This window comes from Kibdelosporangium banguiense, from assembly GCF_017876405.1.
Taxonomy (GTDB): domain Bacteria; phylum Actinomycetota; class Actinomycetes; order Mycobacteriales; family Pseudonocardiaceae; genus Kibdelosporangium; species Kibdelosporangium banguiense.
This window is the reverse complement of record NZ_JAGINW010000001.1, coordinates 9874774-9895117: the sequence shown is the minus strand read 5'-3', so window position 1 is coordinate 9895117 and position 20344 is coordinate 9874774. Positions and strand designations below refer to the sequence as shown.

Genomic DNA, 20344 nt, shown 5'->3' with positions numbered 1-20344 from the left:
GGCAGGGAGCAAGCGAGTGACGAACGAGGACAAGATCCGCTACTACCTCAAGCGTGCGACGGCGGATCTGCGCGAGGCCAAGAAGCGCATCGAGGACTTGGAGGCCGGGCGCGCCGAGCCGCTCGCGATCGTCGGCATGGCCTGCCGGTTTCCCGGAGGGGCGGACCGGCCCGGACTGTTGTGGGACGTGCTGGCCAACGGCCGGGACGTAATCGGTGACCTGCCCACTGACCGCGGCTGGGACCTCACGGCGCTGGCCGGGACCTCCGCATCCGTAGAGGGTGGCTTTCTTCGTGGGGTCGCTGATTTCGATGCCGAGTTCTTCGGGATGAGTCCTCGGGAGGCGTTGGCGACTGATCCTCAGCAGCGGTTGTTGTTGGAGGTGGTGTGGGACGCGCTGGAAGACGCCGGGCTTGATCCACTCGCGTTGCGCGGCACCGAGACAGGAGTCTTCATCGGCACGGCGGGCGACGATTACCTGCCCCTGGTGCAGCAGCATGCGGAGCTGACCGAGGGATACACGATGACCGGCAATGCCGCGAGCATCGTGTCCGGTCGGGTGGCGTACGTGTTGGGGTTGGTGGGGCCGGCTGTGTCGGTGGATACGGCGTGTTCGTCGTCGTTGGTGGCGTTACATGTTGCTGGCGAGTCGTTGCGTCGTGGTGAGTGTTCGTTGGCGGTGGTGGGTGGTGTGACGGTGATGTCGTCGCCGCTGACCATGGTGGAGTTCACCCGGCAAGGTGGGCTAGCCCCGGACGGCCGGTGCAAGGCTTTTGGCGCCGGGGCGAACGGCACCGGCTTCGCCGAAGGCGCTGGTGTGCTTGTTGTTGAGCGGTTGTCGGATGCGGTGCGGCGTGGTGGTCGTGTGTTGGGGGTGGTGCGTGGTTCGGCGGTGAATTCGGATGGTGGGTCGAATGGTTTGACTGCGCCGAGTGGTCCGTCGCAGGTGCGGGTGGTGCGGCGTGCGTTGGCGGGTGCTGGTTTGTCGCCGTGTGATGTGGATGTTGTGGAGGGGCATGGCACTGGCACGAAGTTGGGGGATCCGATTGAGGTGAATGCTTTGTTGGAGGTGTTTGGGGGTCGTGATCGGCCGTTGTGGTTGGGGTCGGTGAAGTCCAACATCGGTCATGCGCAGGCGGCTGCCGGGGTCGCCGGTGTGATCAAGATGATCGAGTCGATGCGACACGGTGTGTTGCCGCGGACGTTGCATGCGGATGAGCCGTCGCCGCATGTGGAGTGGGATGGTTCGGTGCGGTTGTTGACGGAGTCTCGTGTGTGGCCGGAGACGGGGCGGCCGCGTCGGGCTGGGGTGTCGTCGTTTGGGATTAGTGGGACGAATGCGCATGTGATTGTTGAACAGGCTCCGGTGGTGGAACCATCTGTGGGTTCGGTGGTGTTGCCGGTGGTGCCGTGGGTGGTGTCGGCGCATTCGGGGCAGGCTCTGGATGAGCGGTTGGCTGGGTTGTCCGGTGTGGAGGCTGGTGCGTTGGATGTGGGTTTTTCGTTGCTGTCGCGGGCTGTGTTCGATCATCGTGCGGTGGTGGTGGGGGAGCGGATCGTTCGTGGTGTGGTTGCGTCTGGTTCTGGTGTGGGGTTGTTGTTTTCGGGGCAGGGGCCGCAGCGGTGGGGGATGGGTCGCGAGTTGCGGGCGGTGTTTCCGGTGTTCGCTCGGGCTTGGGGTGAGGTTTGTCGTGTGATGGATCCGTTGTTGCCGGAGCCGTTGACCGGGGTGGTTGATGGGGATGTGGGGTTGTTGGGGCGGACGGATTTTGCGCAGGCGGGGTTGTTTGCGTTTGAGGTGGCGTTGTTCCGGTTGTTGGAGTCGTGGGGTGTGAGGCCGGATGTGTTGGTGGGGCATTCGGTCGGAGAAATCGCGGCGGCGTGTGTGGTGGGGGTGTGGTCGTTGGAGGATGCGTGTCGGTTGGTGGTGGCGCGTGGCCGGTTGATGCAGGCTTTGCCGTCGGGTGGGGTGATGGTTTCGGTCCCGGTCGGTGAGGCTGATGCTGAGAAGGTGTTGTCGGGGCTGGTGTCGGTTGCGGCGGTGAATGGTGTGCGGTCGGTGGTGCTTAGCGGTGCTGCGGATGATGTCGCGGCTGTGGTCGCACGGCTAGGTGTTCGGGGACGCGAGTTGTCGGTGAGTCATGGGTTTCATTCGGTGTTGATGGAGCCGATGCTGGCGGAGTTCGGTGCGGTGGTGGCGGGCTTGTCGTCGTCGGATCCGGTTGTGCCGATGGTTTCTACGCGGACTGGGCGGCTGGTGGAGCCGGGGGAGTTGCGGGATCCGGAGTATTGGGTGCGGCAGGTGCGTGAACCGGTCCGGTTTGCTGATGCGGTGGATACCGCGCGGGCGATGGGGATTGCTCGGTTTGCGGAGGTGGGTCCGGATACGGTGCTGGCTGGGTTGGCTGCGGATGGTCTGCCGCCGGATGCGGTCGTGGTGGGATTACAGCATCGCCGCCTGGGTGACGTCGAGGCGTTGTTCACCGGGCTGGCTGAGCTCTGGGTCAACGGTGTCGAGGTCGACTGGCGCAACGTTTTCACCGACACCGGAGCGCAACGCGCCGAGTTGCCCGGCTACCCGTTCCAACGCACCAGGTATTGGCTCGATCCCATTACTGACCGCGGGTTCCCTGGCGCGGTTCCGGTCCGGCACGCATTGCTGACAGCGGAGGCAGTCCTGGGCGGCGCCCAGCGGGTCGCGACGGGGCGGCTGGTGGGAAGTGGCTGGCTGGGCGACCATCGGGTACTGGGCACCGCTGTCGTGGCCGGCGCGGTCGTGCTCGAATTGGTCGCGACCGCCGGTCTTCTGTTCGGCAGCCCCGTGATCCATGAACTTGAGCTGACACGCCCGCTGGTGCTTGCCTCAGATCTGTTGGTGCAGGTCGTGGTCGGCGACGAACGCTCGGATGGGCTGCGTCCCGTGCGCGTCTGCGCTCGCGACGACGACGGGCAGTGGACCGATCACGCGACCGGAACGCTCGCGGCGGCATTCACGTCAGAGACGCCTTCCGTTGCCCAGCTGTTCGACGGGGAACAGCTCGACGTCGATGATCTCTACCCACGCTTGGCCGAACGCGGCTACGACTACGGCCCCGCCTTTCAAGGACTACAGAGAATCTGGCGTGCCGGTGACACCGTAGGCGTTGAAATCGCTGTGCCGGAGGAAGCCGACGGCGAATTCACCGTGCACCCGGTGCTGCTTGACGCCGCCCTACAGGCACTGCCGGCCGCTGCGGGCGGACAGGCCTTGATGCCGTTCGTGTTCACTGATGTCCAGCTGTACCCCTCGCGTGCTCGCGTTGGCCAGGCTTGGCATCGCCAGGTCGGTCCGGACACGTTCACAACGCTGGTCTGCGACCCCGACGGTCAGCCGCTCATCCGTATAGGACAGGTCCGCTGCCGTCCCGCCGATCCACACGCGCTCGGTGGCACCGACCGGCTGCAGGTCCTCGGCTGGCATCCGATCGAAGACACCGGTCCAGCCGGTCCAGCCGGGTGGGTCAGTCTGGGCAGGCCGGTCGGCCACGGCATTCCCGTGGTGACCGACCTGGCGGAGGCTGTCGGCAAAGCGGTCGTGCTGGTGCCCTGTTCCGACCCGCATCACATGCTCGACGTTCTTCATGCCTGGTTCGCCACGGACTTGGACGAAACCCGGCTGGTCGTCCTTGTCGAGGACAGTGTCGCCGGTGCGGCCGGCTCGGGCCTCGTGCGTGTCGCCCAGGCCGAGCGGCCCGGTCGGATCACGGTGGTGCAGGCCGGCTCCGATGTGAGCGCGGCCGTCGGAACTCTCGTTCGGGGCATGCCGGACGTCGCTCATTGTGCGGTCCGTGATGACGCCGTGCTGGTTCCTCGGTTGGTGCAGTCGTCCGCATCCCGCTCGCGTCCGGATCTCGCCGCAGGCCCAGTCCTCATCACTGGTGGTACAGGCGCATTGGGCCGGGCTGTCGCCGAGCATCTGGTGCGGGCCTGGGGTGTACGTGAACTTTTCCTGGTGTCCCGCCGAGGGCACACGGCCGAGTTCGGCGCGGAACTCGGCGCGAAAATCCGGATACACGCCGTGGACGTGACCGATCGGGCCAGGTTGTACGAAATTCTGCCCGCCAACCTGAGCGCTGTCGTGCATGCTGCCGGTGTCCTCGACGACGTCCTCCTCGAGTCGTTGACCCCGGCCAGGCTCGACGCCCAGCTCGCCCCGAAACTCGGTGGTCTGGAAACACTGCACGAGCTGGCGCCGGATGCTCTGCATATCGTGTTCTCCTCGGTCGCCGGGCTGGTGGGGAGCGCCGGCCAGGGTGGGTACGCCGCAGCGAACGCCGCTGTCGACGCGTTCGTCCGGCAACGCCGGGCCCAAGGGCTCCCGGCTGTCTCCATCGCATGGGGGCTCTGGGCCGGCGACGGTATGGGATCGCGAGAGGTCCGTGGCCTGTTGCCGATGCCTCCCGAGGACGCGCTCGCGATGTTCGACCAGGCATTGACGGCGGCCGAACCGAATGTTGTCGCGGCTCGCTGGGACCGGGCCGTGCTCGCCGACCTGGCCCGTGCCGGGCTGCTGGCGCCCGAGCTCACCGACCTTGCCGGCGGCCCCGTACGACGTGCGGCCAGGTCCGGCATCGCCGGCCTGCCCGACGAGGAACGTGCGAAAGCCGTGCAGGCGCTTGTGCTCGACCGCATCGCCGACGTACTCGGACACCCTGTGGACCGGATCGACCCTGGCCGCGCGTTCAGCGACCTGGGAGTCGACTCGCTGACCTCGCTGGAGCTTCGCAACCGGTTGGGGATCGCGCTGGAGCTGTCCCTGCCTGCCGGCATTGTCTTCGATCATCCGACACCGGCGGCGCTCAGTGCGTTCCTCACCGCCCAGTTGGCCGACAAGAAGCCGATCCGCCCGGCGGTGACCGCACCGGTCGCAGTTGACGAGCCACTCGCGATCGTCGGCATGGCCTGCCGCTACCCAGGCGGTGTGACGTCCCCGGCCGACCTGTGGGACCTGGTCGCCGCCGGGCGAGACGCCGTGTCGTGGTTCCCGGCCGACCGCGGCTGGCCGGTGGCTGCCCTGCACGACCCGACTCGTTCCAGGACAGGGACGTCGGTCACGGCGCAGGGCGGTTTTCTTTATGAGGCTGCTGATTTTGATGCTGGGTTTTTTGGGATGAGTCCTCGGGAGGCGTTGGCGACGGATCCTCAGCAGCGGTTGTTGTTGGAGGTGGTGTGGGATGCGTTGGAGGATGCTGGGTTTGATCCGGGTGGGTTGCGTGGTTCGGAGACTGGTGTTGTTACGGGTGTGATGTACAACGACTACGGCAGCCGGCTGACCGAAATCCCCGACGAGGTCGAAGGTCAGTTGCTCACCGGCAGCGCGGCCAGTGTGGCTTCCGGCCGAATCGCGTATTCGTTTGGGTTTGTGGGGCCTGCGATTTCTGTGGATACGGCGTGTTCGTCGTCGTTGGTGGGGTTGCATGTTGCTGGTGGGTTGTTGCGTGGTGGTGAGTGTTCGTTGGCGGTGGTGGGTGGTGTGTCGGTGATGTCGTCGCCGGCGGTGTTTGTGGAGTTTTCGCGTCAGGGTGGGTTGGCGGTGGATGGTCGGTGTAAGGCGTTTGGGGTGGGTGCGGATGGTGTGGGGTGGGGTGAGGGTGTTGGTGTGTTGGTGGTGGAGCGGTTGTCGGATGCGGTGCGGCGTGGTGGTCGGGTGTTGGGGGTGGTGCGTGGTTCGGCGGTGAATTCGGATGGTGGGTCGAATGGTTTGACTGCGCCGAGTGGTCCGTCGCAGGTGCGGGTGGTGCGGCGTGCGTTGGCGGGTGCTGGTTTGTCGCCGTGTGATGTGGATGTTGTGGAGGCGCATGGCACCGGCACCAAACTCGGGGATCCGATTGAGGCTCAGGCGTTGATGGAGGTGTTTGGGGGTCGTGATCGGCCGTTGTGGTTGGGGTCGGTGAAGTCCAACATCGGTCATGCGCAGGCGGCTGCCGGGGTCGCCGGTGTGATCAAGATGATCGAGTCGATGCGACACGGTGTGTTGCCGCGGACGTTGCATGCGGATGAGCCGTCGCCGCATGTGGAGTGGGATGGTTCGGTGCGGTTGTTGACGGAGTCTCGTGTGTGGCCGGAGACGGGGCGGCCGCGTCGGGCTGGGGTGTCGTCGTTTGGGATTAGTGGGACGAATGCGCATGTGATTGTTGAACAGGCTCCGGTGGTGGAACCATCTGTGGGTTCGGTGGTGTTGCCGGTGGTGCCGTGGGTGGTGTCGGCGCATTCGGGGCAGGCTCTGGATGAGCGGTTGGCTGGGTTGTCCGGTGTGGAGGCTGGTGCGTTGGATGTGGGTTTTTCGTTGCTGTCGCGGGCTGTGTTCGATCACCGGGCTGTGAGGGTGGGCGAACGGTTCATTCGTGGCATGGTCTCGGCCGGAACGAGTGTGGGTTTCCTGTTTTCCGGACAGGGGCCGCAGCGGCGGGGGATGGGTCGCGAGTTGCGGGCGGTGTTCCCGGTGTTCGCTCGGGCTTGGGGTGAGGTTTGTCGTGTGATGAACCCGTTGTTGCCGGAGCCATTGACCGAAGTAGTCGACGGGAATGCGGAGTTGTTGGGGCGGACGGATTTTGCGCAGGCGGGGTTGTTTGCGTTTGAGGTGGCGTTGTTCCGGTTGTTGGAGTCGTGGGGTGTGAGGCCGGATGTGTTGGTGGGGCATTCGGTCGGAGAAATCGCGGCGGCGTGTGTGGCGGGGGTGTGGTCGTTGGAGGATGCGTGTCGGTTGGTGGTGGCGCGTGGCCGGTTGATGCAGGCTTTGCCGTCGGGTGGGGTGATGGTTTCGGTCCGGGTGAGCGAAGCGGACGCTGAGAAGGTGTTGTTCGGGCTGGTGTCGATTGCGGCGGTGAATGGTGCGCGGTCGGTGGTGCTCAGCGGCACTGCGGACGCGGTTGACCAGGTGGTGGCGCGGTTGGGGGTTCCGGGTCGCAAACTGTCGGTGAGTCATGGGTTTCATTCGGTGTTGATGGAGCCGATGCTGGCGGAGTTCGGTGCGGTGGTGGCGGGCTTGTCTCCGTCGGATCCGGTTGTGCCGATGGTTTCTACGCGGACTGGGCGGCTGGTGGAGCCGGGGGAGTTGCGGGATCCGGAGTATTGGGTGCGGCAGGTGCGTGAACCGGTCCGGTTTGCTGATGCGGTGGATACCGCGCGGGCGATGGGGATTACTCGGTTCGCGGAGATCGGCCCGGACACGGTGCTGGCGACATTGGCCGGGGATGGTCTCTCGGCTGGTGCGGTCGTGGCAGGGTTGCAGCATCGTCGTGTGGCTGATGTCGAGGCGTTGTTCACGGGATTGGCTGAGCTCTGGGTCAACGGTGTCGAGGTCGACTGGCGTGACGTTTTCACCGACACCGGGGCACAACGCGTCGCACTTCCGGGATATCCCTTCCAACGCACCCGATACTGGCTCGATCCCGAGCCGGCCAAGTCTGCCGGACCCGACGAAGAACTCTGGCGCGCGGTCGACGATGACGACCTCGACAGCCTGCTCGACGGCGGCGAGGACCTGGCTGCGGCGCGAGCGATGCTTCGGTCCTGGCGTCACCGCCTGACCGAAGAGTCTATAGTGGACCGGATGCGTCGACGGACGGATTGGGTCGCGTACACCCGGCTTTCCGTGCGTGGTCCGGCTGGACGGTGGCTGTTGATCGGGGCTGCCGGCGATCCGGTCATCGACCAGTGCCGGCATGCTCTGTCCGTCGATGGTGTCGAAGTGATCATCGTGGCGCCCGGAGCGGAGTACGACCAAGACGTCCAAGGTGTCCTGGCCGCGAACGTCGACGTCGACCTCACTGGTTTCGACGTACCGACCTGGGTGGTGACGGCCGGCGCCATCGGAGCGGTGCCCGGTGACGAGCCACCGGAACCGGCGACTGCGCGGCAGTGGGCCGAAGCGCAGGCGTGGCCGGTTACCGGCGTGATCGACTTGCAGGCAGCCCCGTCTCGTCCGGATGATCAGGCAAGCCTGTTGCGGCGGCTGCTTGATGGAGATGGTGGCACCTTCGCCGTGCGTGACTCCGGTGTCTTCACGCCTCGGCTGGTCCCAGCTGCACCACCGTCTGCCCACCGTCGTTGGCGCGGGCAGACTGTGCTGCTCGTCGCTGAGAGCGACACCGCTGGACCTCTGGCCAAGTTGCTTGCGCGCAGAGGTGCGGCCGGTCTGGTCGTTGTCAGCGACCGGCAGGAGCACCTCGAGCTCGATCTGCCGGTGGAGACCTTCGCCGTGGCCCCAGCCGAACTGACCGAATGGGACGGACGAACGGAGCTGAAGCGGTTTCTTGACCGGACAACTGTGACGGCTGTGGTATACGCGGCTGGTCCCGTCGAACCGGCCGAGGTGCTGGACCAGTACACCGCCGGCCTGCCGTTCACGCTCGTTTCCCTTGACCCTGTCGCGTATGCGGGACATGCCGCGCTGGTGGCCCGCCGTGGCAACGGATCCGCGATCGCAGTGCTGGGGCAGCAGGATCTGACCGAGGTGATGCTCGGTCGTCTGCTCGACTACGAGGACCCGGCAGTGGCTCTTGTGCCGGACCGGCCGGCCGAGTCCACTGTGGTCGAAGCCGACGAGCCGGTGGATCCGGAGACCCGGCTGCTACGGCTGGTCCGTACCGAAGTCGCTGACGTACTTGGGCATCCCGAAGCCGATGCCGTGGCGCCGGACGCCGACCTGGCGGAGCTTGGTATGTCCTCGCTCACCGCCGTGGACCTGCGCAAGCGGCTTGTGGTGGCGACTGGTTTGGACATTCCCGCGTCCGTCGCCTTCGACTACACGACACCGCGGGCGCTGGCCGGTTATCTGGTCGCCGAGCTGGACGCGAAGGAGACGTGAGATGTGGATCCGTCGGTTCCACCGCGCCCGGCCGGACGCTCCGCGATTGGTCTGCTTCCCGCACGCGGGCGGCTCGGCCAGCTACTTCGTGCCGTTGTCGGTTGCAATGGGACAGTCGGTCGAAGTCCTCGCGATCCAGTATCCCGGGCGGCAGGACCGGTTCGATGACCCGCCGATCGGGAGCGTCACCAGGCTGGCCGACGTGATCTCCGACGAGCTGACCGACCTGCTCGACAAGCCGCTGGTGCTGTTCGGACACAGTATGGGGGCGAACGTCGCGTTCGAGGTCGCGCATCGGCTGGGCGCCGGAGTGCGGCACCTGGTCTGCTCCGCGCGACTGGCCCCATCGCGCGGGCAGCCGGCGACGCTGGACCTGACCGACGATCGCGCCCTGATCCAGGAGTTGCACCGGCTGCAAGGCTCTGCGCCCGGTGCTCTCGACGAAGAGGTCATGCGGCTCGCCCTTCCGGCGCTGCGCAGTGATTTCCTTGCTGTCAAAGGATATCGGTGCCCACCGGACCGGCGGCTGTCCTGCCCCGTCACTGCCTTCGTCGGCGACGACGACTCGGGGGTGCCGGTGGCAGAGGTCCAGCACTGGAGCGGACACACCACCGACCGCTTTGTCCTGCGGCGGTTCCCAGGCGGTCATCACTATCTGGCGCACCAGTGGCCGACGGTGGCCGACGAGCTTCTCGCTGTGCTCGCGCCGGTGTGCGCGCCCACCACGACGGAAAGGCGGAACGACAGATGATCGAGATCACCCCCTGGGGCCTGGTCGAGGAACTCGTGTACGTCGACGGCGGCCCTCGCACGGCACTTGCCGGGATTGTCGGCAGGCACGGCGTGGATGCCGTTGTGGGCGTGCTGGTGGAGGAACTACGCACCCGGGTCGATCACCACGCCGACTTCTGCCGCGTGACGCTGCTGCTGGAAATCTCCTGGGACGGCAGTGTCTTCAAACACGTGCTCGAGTTCAAGGCCGGCCGTGTGGCTGCCCGCGTGGCTGGGACCGAGTCCGCCGACGTCGTTGTCCGGTGGGCGCTCGACGACCTCGTGCGCCGGCTGTATCCGGCCGCCATCCGGGCTGACCGAATGGGGTGGGACTACGAACCGGTGTGGGCCGAACGAATGCGGGGCGAACTGGCAGCCGTGCGGGCCGGTGAACGGCAGATGCTGGACGTACAGCGCGAGTTCGATGAAACCGTCGCGGCCATCAGCCGCGCGAGTCACCTCGTCCGAGCGGCCACGACCCGCGGCGCCGACGACCTCGACGAGCTGGCAGTGCGATTCAACTCCGACAAGTACGGCCACCACCACTGGTACACGCAGCACTACAACACGCACTTGCGTCACTTGCGCGACCAGCCGGTGCGCGTGCTTGAGATCGGGATCGGCGGTTACCAGGACACCAGTTCCGGGGGTGAGTCGCTGCGGATGTGGGAGCAATACTTCCGGCGTGGTCTCGTCTACGGCGTGGACATCCACCCGAAGCAGGGCGCCGAGTCGACCCGGATTCGCACCGTGGTCGGTGATCAGAGCGATCCGGCGTTCCTGGCCCGGCTGGGTGAGCAACTCGGCCCCTTCGACCTGATCATCGACGACGGTTCGCACGTCAACGGCGACGTGATCACTTCGTTCGAGGCACTGTTCCCGTACGTCCTGGATGAGGGCTACTACATCGTGGAGGACACGCAAACCGCGTACTGGCCGGCTTTCGGCGGCATGCCCGAGGGCTCTGCCGCTCCCGGGACGAGCCTCGGGTTCCTGACCCGTCTCAGTGACTCGCTGAACCATCGGGAGTACCGAGACTCGGACAACTACGCGCCGACTAGTTACGAGCGTTCGATCGCGGCCATCTCCTTCTACCACAACATGGTCTTCATCAAGAAGGCGGTCAACGGCGAGAACGGCTGGCCGATCTGGGCGCGTAGTCAGAACCCTGGTGGCTGAACACGACGGCCTAGGGGTGCGAGAGTGGCTCTGTCCCACTTTCGGTGGTGATGTATGTCCTCAGCCAAGGAGGATGCGGCGTCGGATTCTCTGAACTTGATCTGGGTGTTCGTGAAGCTTGGTTGATGCTCAGGAACCCCTTGTGGGAGTGGACATTCCGAGGTTTGACGGTTCTCGTAGTGTTGGTGCGTTTGTCGATTTGGGCGAGTTTGTCGTTGGCGCCGGTCAGGCTGATCCGGAGTCCTTCGACTTCGCCGAGCCATCCTTCGCGTTCGGCCTCAGAGCTCTACATGGGCCGCAGCGTCATCGGTGTCAGTTCCATCGTCATCCCCACAGTCGACGCAACCAGGATCGCCGCGACGGTGTTCGGCGGTACGGCGGTCGACGCCGGCGTGGTCGCCAGCCAAGGCGCCACCAGTGCCCTCGCTGGGGCGTGTGGTCTGACCGGCACGCTTACTTCGTGTTATGCGGAGGTCATCGCACCGACCGTGGGCAACGGTTGCGCCGGTGTGCTGGCCACGATGCTGTCGTGCGTCCCCACCGCGCCCCGCCCCGTATTCGCGAATCCCTCACCGCAGCCGGACCCCCAGAGCGAGCCGACCTGCCGGGCACGCGAAAGACATCCCAGGAGCGTAGATGTCAAGCGGCAAGCGACTCGATGTGATGAGACCAGGCGGTTGTTTCGTCGTAGAGGGTGCCGGTTTTGAGGCAGCCGTGGAGGATGCCGACGAGTCGGTTGGCGAGTTGGCGCAGGGCGGCGTTGTGCTCGCAGCCACGGGCTCGTTGCCGGTCGTAGTAGGCGCGGGCGCCGGGAGAGTGTCTCAGTGCGCTGAAGGCTTGGGTCATGAGAGCGTCGATGAGCCGGTCGTTGTGGATGAAGCGGGCCAGGGCGACCTTCTTTTTGCCGGACGCGCGGGTGATCGGGGAGGTGCCGGCGTAGTTCTTGCGGGCTTTGGCGGTGGTGTAGCGGTGCGGGTCGTCGCCGAACTCTGCGAGCACCCGGGCGCCGAGCACCTGTCCCAGGCCGGGCTGGGAGGTGATGATCTCAACGGCCGGGTGCTGGCCAAAATAGGCCTCGACCTGCCCTTGCATGGCGTTGATCTGGGTGTTGAGTACGGTCAGGACCGCGATCAGTGCCTGGACGGAGGCGGCGTAGGCGGCGGTGACGACCTCGGGCTGGCCGAGGTGCTCAGCGCGCAGCGCGGCCTGGATCGCGGCTGCTTTGTCGGCGATGTTCTTGCGGCGGGCGCGTGTGAGCGCGGCGCTGATCTGCGCGGTGGTCAGCCGGGCGGCCTGCGCCGGGGTCGGGGCCTTGGCCAGCAACTGCAGGGTGTCGGCGGCGTCCAAGTCGGTGAACGCGACCAGCGCGGCCGGGAAATAGTCGCGCAACGCGTGACGCAGACGCTGGGTGTGCCGGGTCCGTTCCCAGATCAGGGTTTTGTGGGTGCGGGTCACGACTTTGACGGCCTCGCCCTGCGCGGTGTCCCCGGCGATCGGCCGCAGCTCGTGGGCGTGGGTGCGGACCATGTCGGCCAGCACGTGTGCGTCCCCCGGGTCGCTTTTGGCTCCGGAGACCCCGAGCCGGTCACGGAACCTGGCCGCCTGCAGCGGGTTGACCGCCAGCACGGTGTATCCGGCGGCCACCAGCGCCCGCACCCAGGGGCCGCGGTCGGTCTCGATGCCCACCAGCACCTCGACCTCGTCGGCCTCGTCTCCGGCCAGCCCGCCCAGGATGGTGTGCAGCCGGGCCATTCCCGCCACGCCCTCGGGCAGCCGGGCTTTGGCCAGCCGGCGGCCGGAACTGTCCATCACCTCCACATCGTGATGATCCTCAGCCCAGTCATCACCTACGAACAACCTCAACAAGCTCTCCCGTCTCCACACTGTCGATCACCCGGTGCAGCCTGCGAGAGAACCATCAGCGACCTAATCAAGCAGTGCTCACGCCAACCAGCAGCAGGCACGACATCCCATCAGCGATCAACTCTCTCGGCCATCCGGCAGGGGCACGATCTTTCGTCAGGACTCATACGTCCAGGAGCACAAAGTGCTCACCTGCCGGCGGCTACCACCAGGAGTCTGCCGGATGGCAACTCCCAGAACTGATTAGGAGACGGAGTTCCCCGGCCAGGCTGCTACCCAGCGTGTCCGAACTCGTCAACGAGGAGGCCACCCACGACGCGGTCCTGTCGCGTTTGGAGGCGAGCGAATGGGCACACTCCGCGTGCCACGCCGCCACCGACCCGGTCGATCCCGGAACCACGTCACTCGATCTGGTCAACGAGTCGATCTGACCAACTCGTGAATCAACGCTGTGGGAAGTCCGTTCAGCCCGCGCAGGGATCGCGATCGGGGCGTTCTGGCATGAACCGAGCCCATTCCTCCGGTGTGAGGTTGCGGGACAGGGTGTCACAGATACGGCCCGCGATCCGTTCCGGATCCATGTCCCACAGGATGATGGCGCCATCGGCTCCTGCGGATGCCAAGGTCGTGCTGTCCGGGCTGAAAGCAATCGCCTGACCGCAGACAGGTGTCCGGTCAGCCGCGCGGACACCTGGCGCCGGTCGACATCCCAGAGCAAGACAGTGTTGTCGGCGTTGCTGTACGCGATGGTCTTGCCATCAGGACTGAACGCGAGGCCATGGAACAAGGCGTCCTTGTGGCCAGTGATTCGGGTGATCTGTGTGCCGGTGGTGGCGTCCCACAGGATCACAGTCTGGTCCGCGCTGGCCGAGGCGACCAACCGCCCGTCAGGGCTGAACTCGACAGTCCTGGTCCAGCCAGTGTGACCTTGTAGCTGCGCCTTACGGGTGTGAGACGACAGATCCCACAAGGTTACGAAGTCCTCGTGGTCGGCAACTGCCAGTTGCCGACCGTCTGGACTGAACGCGACACCTGTCGCCACGGCGCCGATGTCCAATGTGGCGCGCTTGGTGCGGCTCAAGACGTCCCAGAGCACCACGGTCTTGTCCTTGCCTGTGCTCGCAACGTACGCAGCCGCAGATCCCAGACCCGGACGGCAGACTGTCTATCTGGTGTGGCAGGACACCCGATTCAGTGGGGGAGTGGCGGACGCCGTGGTTCTCTCCCGTTCCGACGATGCCGGCCGGACTTGGTCGGAGCCCGTTCAGGTCAGTCCGGCGACGGGCGTTCAGGCGTTCACGCCCGCGGTCACTGTTGACTGGTTGGGGCGGGTGACGGTGGTGTACTACGACTTCACGTACGACACCGCGACCGATCCACTTGAGACGGACCTCTGGCTTACCCGTTCATTCAACGGAGGCCGGAACTTCCAGCCACGACAACGCATCACTCCGTCGTCGTTCGACATGCGTGCCGCACCCGCAGTATCACGCGGCTTCTTCGTCGGTGACAACCCAGGTATCACTCGAGCCGGTACGCAGGTGTTCACGCTGTACTCGAACAGTCAGGTCCATTTCCCTGGATCAGTCACCGGACCTCACGCCTCGGAACCGCACCTCGATCCGGCCGCTACTGGGCGTCGATCACCTGTTTGACCAGCGGCCTCAGGGCGTCGTGGGTGCCCTCGGGCAGGCGTGCGAAGAGAGTCACCCCGATCTGTTGACCGTGCGCGATCTTCATCGCACCGAAGGTCCCTCTCGTGCTTTCCGGAGTCGCGCAGTAAGAAGCGATGTCACCGACACCGGCGACCGGTGTGGCGTTCGGCGGGCAGACCTTCAGGTCGGTGATGCGTGAGTTGGGCCCGGTGGTGTCCATGGTCGTCACTGTCAGTGCGGCCAGCCAGCCGCCCCTGTCCGGAGTGGAGAAGTTGCAGGTGTAGCTGACAGCGTTGTTCGGCCCAGACGTCTTCTGCGGGTCGGTCATGGTGAACACGTGGCGGGCGCCGAGCGCCCGCCCCACTGTCTCAACCGTCAGGTACGGACACGGCTGAACCGATGTCGGCTGGGGCTGGGTTCTCGTGCTGGCCGGAGGTTTCTTCACAGTGGTGGGTGTACGCGTTGCCGAGGACGTGCCTGACCGAGTCGCTGGGAGGCTGGGGCCCGTCGGAGAGGTCGTTGCGGGCGTCACCGAAGGCGAAGATGGCTGCGCCGTTCCCACCGAACGCCCACAACCGGCTGTGCCGCACAGCAACATGATCACACCAGCCACAACACCCCAGGTTCGCACTCACCAGACGTTAAGGGCAGGCAGCGTGCCCGCAGGAGGACGTCAGCACCACGCCACACGAACGTTGGGTGAAAAGCGCGTCTCGCGGGCAGGAGCCCAGTCGTGAACGAGGCGATCTTGACGCCGTCGCGCGCAGCACATTCCCGCTCCCGGCGGGTCGGGTTGTCAATCCTTCTGTAGCTCGACTGGGAGGGCGGTGAGGGATCGCAAGACGCTTCCGGTGTCGTAGGTCAGTGTGTCCGGGTCGACGGCGAGGCGCAGGTGGGGGAACCGTTTGACGGTGGTGGCGAGTGCCGTGCGTAGTTCCAACCGGGCGAGTTGCGCGCCGAGGCAGAAGTGAGGTCCGTGCCCGAAGCCGACGTGAGGTGGGGCGTCCCGGGTGAGGTCGAGGCGCTCCGGTTGCGGATAGACGGAAGGGTCGCGATTGGTGGCGTTGAGGACCGGTACGACCGGGGCGTCCTGCGGGAGCCGGACGCCGGCCAGCTCGACGGGCTCGGTGGTGACGCGCGGCTGGGCACTGGAGACCAGTTTGGTGTAGCGCATGAGTTCCTCGACTGCGCGACCAGCCAGCGAGGGGGCGTCACGCAGCAGCTGGAGCTGGTCCGGGTGGCGGAACAGGGTCACGAACATGTTGGCCAGCTGGTTGACGGACGTGTCGTGGCCGGCGACCAGGAGTCCTTGCAGATTCGCGAGCAGCTCGCTTGAGCCGACGCAGCACCATGAGCGACACGACCACGCCGACCACGAACGGCACCGGTCGCTCCCGAACCGCTGCGGCGAACCGCTCCAGTCGTTGTGCCACTGTGGCAGGCAGCTTGTCCACCGTCTGCTGCGCGGTTTTCCACGCCGGTTCGGAGACCTCAGCAGTCTTGGCCGTAGCAACATTCCTGGCCTCGCCCGCCTTCGCCGATGCCGCGTCACGGATGGCCCTCGTGGTGCCAGCTCTTCCTCTGTCTCCTTGGGGCTGGTCCGCGTGGATGGGGGTCCCACACGATCGGCGTCCGCATGGCGATCCGGCCGAGCAGGTCACTCAGGCGTTCGTCCCGGGCGAGGCCTCTGCCGTAGTCGGAGACGAGTACCGCGTCGCCAGTCCGGACGGCGTCCAGCATCTCGTCGGTGACAGCAGGATCGCCGCGACCGCCTCGATCGATTCGCATGAGCGACTGGACTGCCGCGCGCAGCCGGGTCTTGACCGGTGTGGCGGCCCAGTTTGGCCCGGCCACGAATGGCATGTCCCCCAGTACTTTGCGTAGCCGGTCCCCATCGGTGTCGTCGGTGATCGCAGTGACCAGCGTGACATGCAGCCCGTCCGCTGCGGCCAAGGCGGCGGCCGGTCCAGCCCCGCCGGGCCGGACGAGCTCGCGCTCCAAGTCGAGCACGGGCACTGGTGCGTCCGGGCACAACCGTGTGGCGGAACCGATCAGATCGATGTCGAGCAACGTGTCACCGACCACGACCAGACTCATGACGCCTGCCGTCCGGCAGCTACACTGTCCATACGGGGCAGAGCAAGAGCGGCCTCGAATGCCTCGCACACCATGTGCACAGCGATCAGCTGGGTCTCCTGCACGGTGCAGGTGCTGCCCGGCAACACCAGTGTCTCGTCTGCCAGCTCAGCGAGCGGATTGGGACGTGCTCCGGTCATCGCCCACACGCTCATGCCCTGACGAGTGCCTGCCGTGGCCGCGCGCAGGAGGTTCTCGCTCCTGCCGGACGTGGACAGCAGCACCAGGATGTCCTGAGGCCCACCATGGGCGGCGACCTGGCGTGCGAAGACCTCTTCGTATCCGTAGTCGTTGCTGATCGCGGTGACGCTCGAAGCCTCAGCGCACAGTGCTATCGCGGAGAACGGACGGCGGTCCCGGTCGTAGCGGCCCACCAACTCGGCCGTCAGGTGCTGGGCCTCAGCGGCGGAGCCGCCGTTGCCTGCGGCGAGCAGTCGTCCGCCCGCCGGCAACCGATCGGCCATCACGCGCCCCCAACGCAGCAATGTACTCGACTGGCTGCGAAGTGCTGAAAGCGTTTCGCTCAAAGCGTTGACGTGGTCGTGGACCGGGTTCACGATCCCTCCTTCACCAAGTCGGCGGGTCGTTAGTTGCGTCGCGCCGGGCGAAGACAGTGATTTCGTGGCCGCTCCGGCACAACGCCGCGGACAGCTCGGCGACGTGCAGATTCTGTCCACCGGCGTCCACTTCGCCCAGTGCGGCCAGCGGGCCGGCGTGCTCGGAGACCATCGCGATCCTCATGAACTCACCGCCATCAGTAGCTCGTCCCACTCGTCCAGGAACTGCGCCAGCCCGTAGTTCGCGAGCGCGTGCTCCCTGGCTTTTTCTCCTATCCGGCGTGCCGACTCCGGTTCACTGACCAGCCAGTGCAGCCCGTCCACGAGCTCGTTCACATCGGTTGAGACGAGTCCGCAATCTGCTGGTACAGCGCGCAAAGCCTCGGTCGTTGCCAGTGCGACGACCGGCATTCCCAGGTGCATCGCCTCGATCAGTGAGAGGCCCAGGGACGTCCATCGAGTCGTGTGCAGGTAAACCCGTCGTTTCGCGAGTTCGTCGTACAGCCGGAGGGCCGGTAGATCACCGTGTGGCTGAAGTCGCCCGGCACAGTCATCCAGGCCGTCCAAACCCATGCCGAAGATGTCCAAGGGCACCTTCGCGGCGAACGCGGGCAGCAGATCGGTGCCGGTGACCCGGCCGCGACGGACCGGTTCGTTGATCACGACGCCGGCGCGTGCCAGTTCCCCGGTATAGCGTTCGCCCGGGTCCACAATGCCGTGTTCGATCACCGTTGTCGGTGCACGTCCGGTGTCCCACATCAGATCGTTGAAGTGGGTGACATGCACAAGCGGGATGTCGTCGCGATGGGCGATCGGGTGCCGGGCGCACGGTACGTTCCCCTTGGGAGTGTTGTGCTCCAGATAGATCATCGGCACCTGCCGCCCGACCGGTAACTGCTCGGCAAGCTGGATCTGGTCGGGCTCCTGGACTACTACGACATCGACCGCTTCCCGGTGGAGTTGGTCGAATGGAATCTCGACAGCGTTCGCGGGCCAGTCGCGGCCCATCCGTCCGCCGCCCCACGGACCTGTGGGCAGGAGATATCTGTGCCGGCCGTGGATGAACGAGGTCGTCCACGAGCCATGCACATGCCAGACAAGGACATTGAGCGTCAATGCTTCCGAACCAAACTATTCACAGCCGCGACGACATCACGCGGCAAGATGGAGTTCAGACAGGGATGCCCGTGGATTGGACATCGTGTGGCGCGGCTGCCGGCACAGGCCGCGTCCTGGTTTCCCAACAACCGGACGGGAACACCGAACGGCGCCCATCGCCGGGCGGGCACCACTGGGGCGAAGAGTGCCACCACTGGCGTGCCGACCGACGCGGCCAGATGCGCGGGACCTGTATTGCCGACCACGAGCGCGTCGGCACGAGCAAGCACCCCGGCTAGTATGGGATAGGTGGTCCGGCCGCCGAGATCGACTCCATCGGTGCCCGCGACGTAGGAGGTGAGCTCCCGTTCGCTTGAGCTTCCGGTTACGAGGACCCGATGACCGTCCTGGTGCAACGCCGTGACTGCGTTGGCGCAGCGGAGGGGTGACCAGGCTCTCGCGGGTGCCGAGGCACCTGGATGCATGACGACATAAGGACCTTCGCCGGTTGTCGCCCGGACATCCGGTGGTGGTGTTACGCGCAGGTCTCCCTTGTCGCCCGGCGGAAGGCCGAACCCCGCCCTGGATGCCACCTCCAGCGCCCGCAGTGGCTCCGGCTGGTCGTCGTCCATGTCCACGCCTGGCCGAAGCCGGTGATCCAGCAACGATCCCGGATAGTCCGGCGAGATTGCCGCGATCTCCCGTACTCCGGCCAGTCGCAGCACCAAGGCGGTGGGTAACGGCGACTGGTGGAACGACGTCAGGAGGAGTGCCGCATCGAACCGTTCGGTCGCAAGCCTTTCCACCAACGCGCCGACGTCCGCCGAGGAAACCTGCGGTGGCTCGGCCATGATCCATGGGCACGGCCACTCGATCACCTGCCGAATCCCGGGAAGCAAGCCGGCCGCCTGTCGGCCAGATGGTCCACAAAGGATTTTCACGTCCGCGGGATCGCCGTCCCGGCCGGCCGCGGCGGCTCGGATCGCCGGTCCGCTCGCCAGTACGTCACCGTCACTGTCCAATCGCACGACCAGGATGCGCTCGGTCATGACAGTGCCCAATCCACTGCGGCCTTCAGAGTGGGCGCGGTGACGGCTGCTCGCTTGATTTCCTCGAAGCGGGTGACGGCGGTGGGTACGAGTACAGACCGGGCGCCGGCGTTGTGCGCCGCGGTCATGTCGTTTTCGATGTCCCCGATCACGATCACTTCGGCCGGGCTGAGGTTCAGCGCCGCGCATGCGGCGAGCACCATGCCTGGTGCGGGCTTGCGGCACGCACAACCGTCATCGGGTCCGTGCGGGCAGATCTGCCAGGTATCGAACGCACCGAGCAGTTGCTCGACTCGGGCGTTGACCCGGTTGACCTCTTCCGCCGTGATCAGCTTGCGAGCCACACCGGACTGATTGGTGATGACTCCGGTGCGAATTCCCTTGGCACGAACCATGCCCAAGGCGTGTACCGCGGTAGGGACCGGCTCGACCCGCCGCGGGTCGCCGTTGTAGGGCACGTCTTTGATCAGCGTGCCGTCGCGGTCGAAGAGCACCGCTTTTGTCTGCCGTCCCATGCAGACGGAGATTGCCGGAGAAGAAGCAGGTAAACCCAGCAGACACCACTACTACCCTCCGTGTTCGTTCGGCCGTCGGTGTGAACCCGGATCGACGGGGTAGCCCCGTAAGAACTAGGAGAATCGACATCGCGATCCGTGACCGGGAAGGAGGCCGAGATCGATGCCTGGCCGGGAGAGCCTGCCCAGCACGCTGCTTCGTTCACCCAAGGAAGCGCAGGAGACGTGGGTGAAGGCACACGACTCGGCGATCGAGACCTATGGCGAAGGGGAACGGGCCCACCGCACGGCCTTCTCGGCGCTGAAGCATTCCTTCGAGAAAGTCGGCGACCACTGGGAGCGCAAGGAAGGCGGCAAGCGTGGGCCTTCCGACAAGCAGGCGGCCAGGGGTGCGGGCAGCCGTCGGGGCGAGACCGCAGGTGGCGTGGACACCAACGCCTCCAAGAAGCATCTCTACGACGTGGCGAAGAAACTGGACATTCCGGGCCGTTCCGGGATGTCCAAGCAGGAGTTGGCCGACGCGGTCCAGAAGGCGAACGACCGCGCCACCGCCAGTGCCCGGTCAGGTCGTTAGAACCTGGGCGAGAGCGCACTCCGGGCTACCTGGAAGAGCAGATCCGGAAACGTGGGTCCTTTGGCCGGCCGGGATTCGGGCTTCTCCATCGGGGTATTC

Annotated in this window: 16 protein-coding genes and 2 pseudogenes; 6 read left to right on the top strand and 12 right to left on the bottom strand. The window is 65.9% G+C overall.

All coding sequences use genetic code 11. From position 1 onward, the window contains the following. The first annotated feature begins 16 nt into the window (after positions 1 to 16). From JOF56_RS59755 to JOF56_RS44640, 3 genes are read left to right on the top strand one after another with little or no spacing between them, the layout of a single operon-like run. Complete coding sequence (locus tag JOF56_RS59755) at positions 17 to 8848, top strand: SDR family NAD(P)-dependent oxidoreductase (protein WP_307855539.1); 8832 nt, start codon at positions 17 to 19, stop codon at positions 8846 to 8848. Between the two features lies 1 nt (position 8849). Next, complete coding sequence (locus JOF56_RS44645) at positions 8850 to 9599, top strand: thioesterase II family protein (protein ID WP_209645601.1); 750 nt, start codon at positions 8850 to 8852, stop codon at positions 9597 to 9599. Then, complete coding sequence (locus JOF56_RS44640; RefSeq protein WP_209645600.1) at positions 9596 to 10798, top strand: class I SAM-dependent methyltransferase; 1203 nt, start codon at positions 9596 to 9598, stop codon at positions 10796 to 10798. Before JOF56_RS44645 ends, JOF56_RS44640 begins: the two co-directional genes overlap by 4 nt. A gap of 286 nt (positions 10799 to 11084) precedes the next feature. Here JOF56_RS44640 and JOF56_RS44635 read toward each other — a convergent pair whose 3' ends face one another. Together JOF56_RS44635 and JOF56_RS44630 are read right to left on the bottom strand one after the other, a co-directional pair. Then, positions 11085 to 11249 (bottom strand): hypothetical protein, encoded by a 165-nt coding sequence (locus JOF56_RS44635; protein ID WP_209645599.1) that lies wholly within the window; start codon positions 11247 to 11249, stop codon positions 11085 to 11087. 188 nt (positions 11250 to 11437) lie between these two features. Beyond that, the gene (locus JOF56_RS44630) at positions 11438 to 12655 is read right to left on the bottom strand and encodes an IS110 family RNA-guided transposase (protein WP_281065624.1); all 1218 of its coding nucleotides are present in this window, start codon (positions 12653 to 12655) and stop codon (positions 11438 to 11440) included. Between the two features lie 287 nt (positions 12656 to 12942). Between JOF56_RS44630 and JOF56_RS58765 the strand changes: the two genes are divergently transcribed. Then, positions 12943 to 13092 carry a hypothetical protein gene (locus JOF56_RS58765; protein ID WP_245378654.1) on the top strand — a complete coding sequence of 50 codons (150 nt, stop codon included), beginning with the start codon at positions 12943 to 12945 and terminating at the stop codon, positions 13090 to 13092. Between the two features lie 287 nt (positions 13093 to 13379). Here JOF56_RS58765 and JOF56_RS60905 read toward each other — a convergent pair. Beyond that, a pseudogene (locus JOF56_RS60905) lies at positions 13380 to 13703 on the bottom strand (WD40 repeat domain-containing protein); the annotation flags it as partial. 67 nt (positions 13704 to 13770) lie between these two features. Between JOF56_RS60905 and JOF56_RS44620 the strand changes: the two are divergent. Beyond that, positions 13771 to 14316 carry a sialidase family protein gene (locus tag JOF56_RS44620; protein WP_209645597.1) on the top strand — a complete coding sequence of 182 codons (546 nt, stop codon included), beginning with the start codon at positions 13771 to 13773 and terminating at the stop codon, positions 14314 to 14316. On the opposite strand, the gene JOF56_RS44615 is transcribed toward JOF56_RS44620, so the two are convergent. The 9 genes and pseudogenes from JOF56_RS44615 to JOF56_RS44575 all read right to left on the bottom strand — a co-directional run bounded on the left by JOF56_RS44615 (position 14291) and on the right by JOF56_RS44575 (position 19671). Further along, on the bottom strand, positions 14291 to 14680 hold the full coding sequence (locus tag JOF56_RS44615) for a hypothetical protein (RefSeq protein WP_209645596.1): 390 nt from the start codon (positions 14678 to 14680) through the stop codon (positions 14291 to 14293). The genes JOF56_RS44620 and JOF56_RS44615 overlap by 26 nt on opposite strands. A gap of 4 nt (positions 14681 to 14684) precedes the next feature. Next, on the bottom strand, positions 14685 to 14906 hold the full coding sequence (locus tag JOF56_RS44610; RefSeq protein WP_209645595.1) for a hypothetical protein: 222 nt from the start codon (positions 14904 to 14906) through the stop codon (positions 14685 to 14687). Positions 14907 to 15112: 206 nt separating this feature from the next. Continuing rightward, positions 15113 to 15577, bottom strand: a complete 465-nt coding sequence (locus JOF56_RS44605) for a cytochrome P450 (RefSeq protein WP_209645594.1) — start codon at positions 15575 to 15577, stop codon at positions 15113 to 15115. Between the two features lie 287 nt (positions 15578 to 15864). Beyond that, positions 15865 to 16413 carry a carbohydrate kinase family protein gene (locus tag JOF56_RS44600; RefSeq protein WP_209645593.1) on the bottom strand — a complete coding sequence of 183 codons (549 nt, stop codon included), beginning with the start codon at positions 16411 to 16413 and terminating at the stop codon, positions 15865 to 15867. Next, the gene (locus JOF56_RS44595; protein ID WP_307855538.1) at positions 16410 to 17009 is read right to left on the bottom strand and encodes a D-sedoheptulose-7-phosphate isomerase; all 600 of its coding nucleotides are present in this window, start codon (positions 17007 to 17009) and stop codon (positions 16410 to 16412) included. The genes JOF56_RS44600 and JOF56_RS44595 overlap by 4 nt, the downstream gene beginning before the upstream one ends. A gap of 22 nt (positions 17010 to 17031) precedes the next feature. Further along, positions 17032 to 17193: pseudogene (locus JOF56_RS44590) on the bottom strand (glycosyltransferase family 1 protein); the annotation flags it as partial. Beyond that, positions 17190 to 18125: a glycosyltransferase gene (locus JOF56_RS44585; protein WP_209645592.1), complete on the bottom strand. Its 936-nt coding sequence runs from the start codon at positions 18123 to 18125 to the stop codon at positions 17190 to 17192. The gene JOF56_RS44585 and the pseudogene JOF56_RS44590, both read right to left, overlap by 4 nt. Beyond that, on the bottom strand, positions 18122 to 19156 hold the full coding sequence (locus tag JOF56_RS44580; RefSeq protein ID WP_209645591.1) for a glycosyltransferase family 9 protein: 1035 nt from the start codon (positions 19154 to 19156) through the stop codon (positions 18122 to 18124). The genes JOF56_RS44585 and JOF56_RS44580 overlap by 4 nt, the downstream gene beginning before the upstream one ends. Continuing rightward, on the bottom strand, positions 19153 to 19671 hold the full coding sequence (locus JOF56_RS44575; protein WP_209645590.1) for a D-glycero-alpha-D-manno-heptose-1,7-bisphosphate 7-phosphatase: 519 nt from the start codon (positions 19669 to 19671) through the stop codon (positions 19153 to 19155). Before JOF56_RS44575 ends, JOF56_RS44580 begins: the two co-directional genes overlap by 4 nt. Before the next feature lie 163 nt (positions 19672 to 19834). Here JOF56_RS44575 and JOF56_RS44570 point away from each other — a divergent pair, with 163 nt between their 5' ends. Next, a complete protein-coding gene (locus tag JOF56_RS44570) occupies positions 19835 to 20245 on the top strand; it encodes a ChaB family protein (RefSeq protein WP_209645589.1) in 411 nt (136 codons plus the stop codon). Positions 20246 to 20344 lie beyond the last annotated feature (99 nt).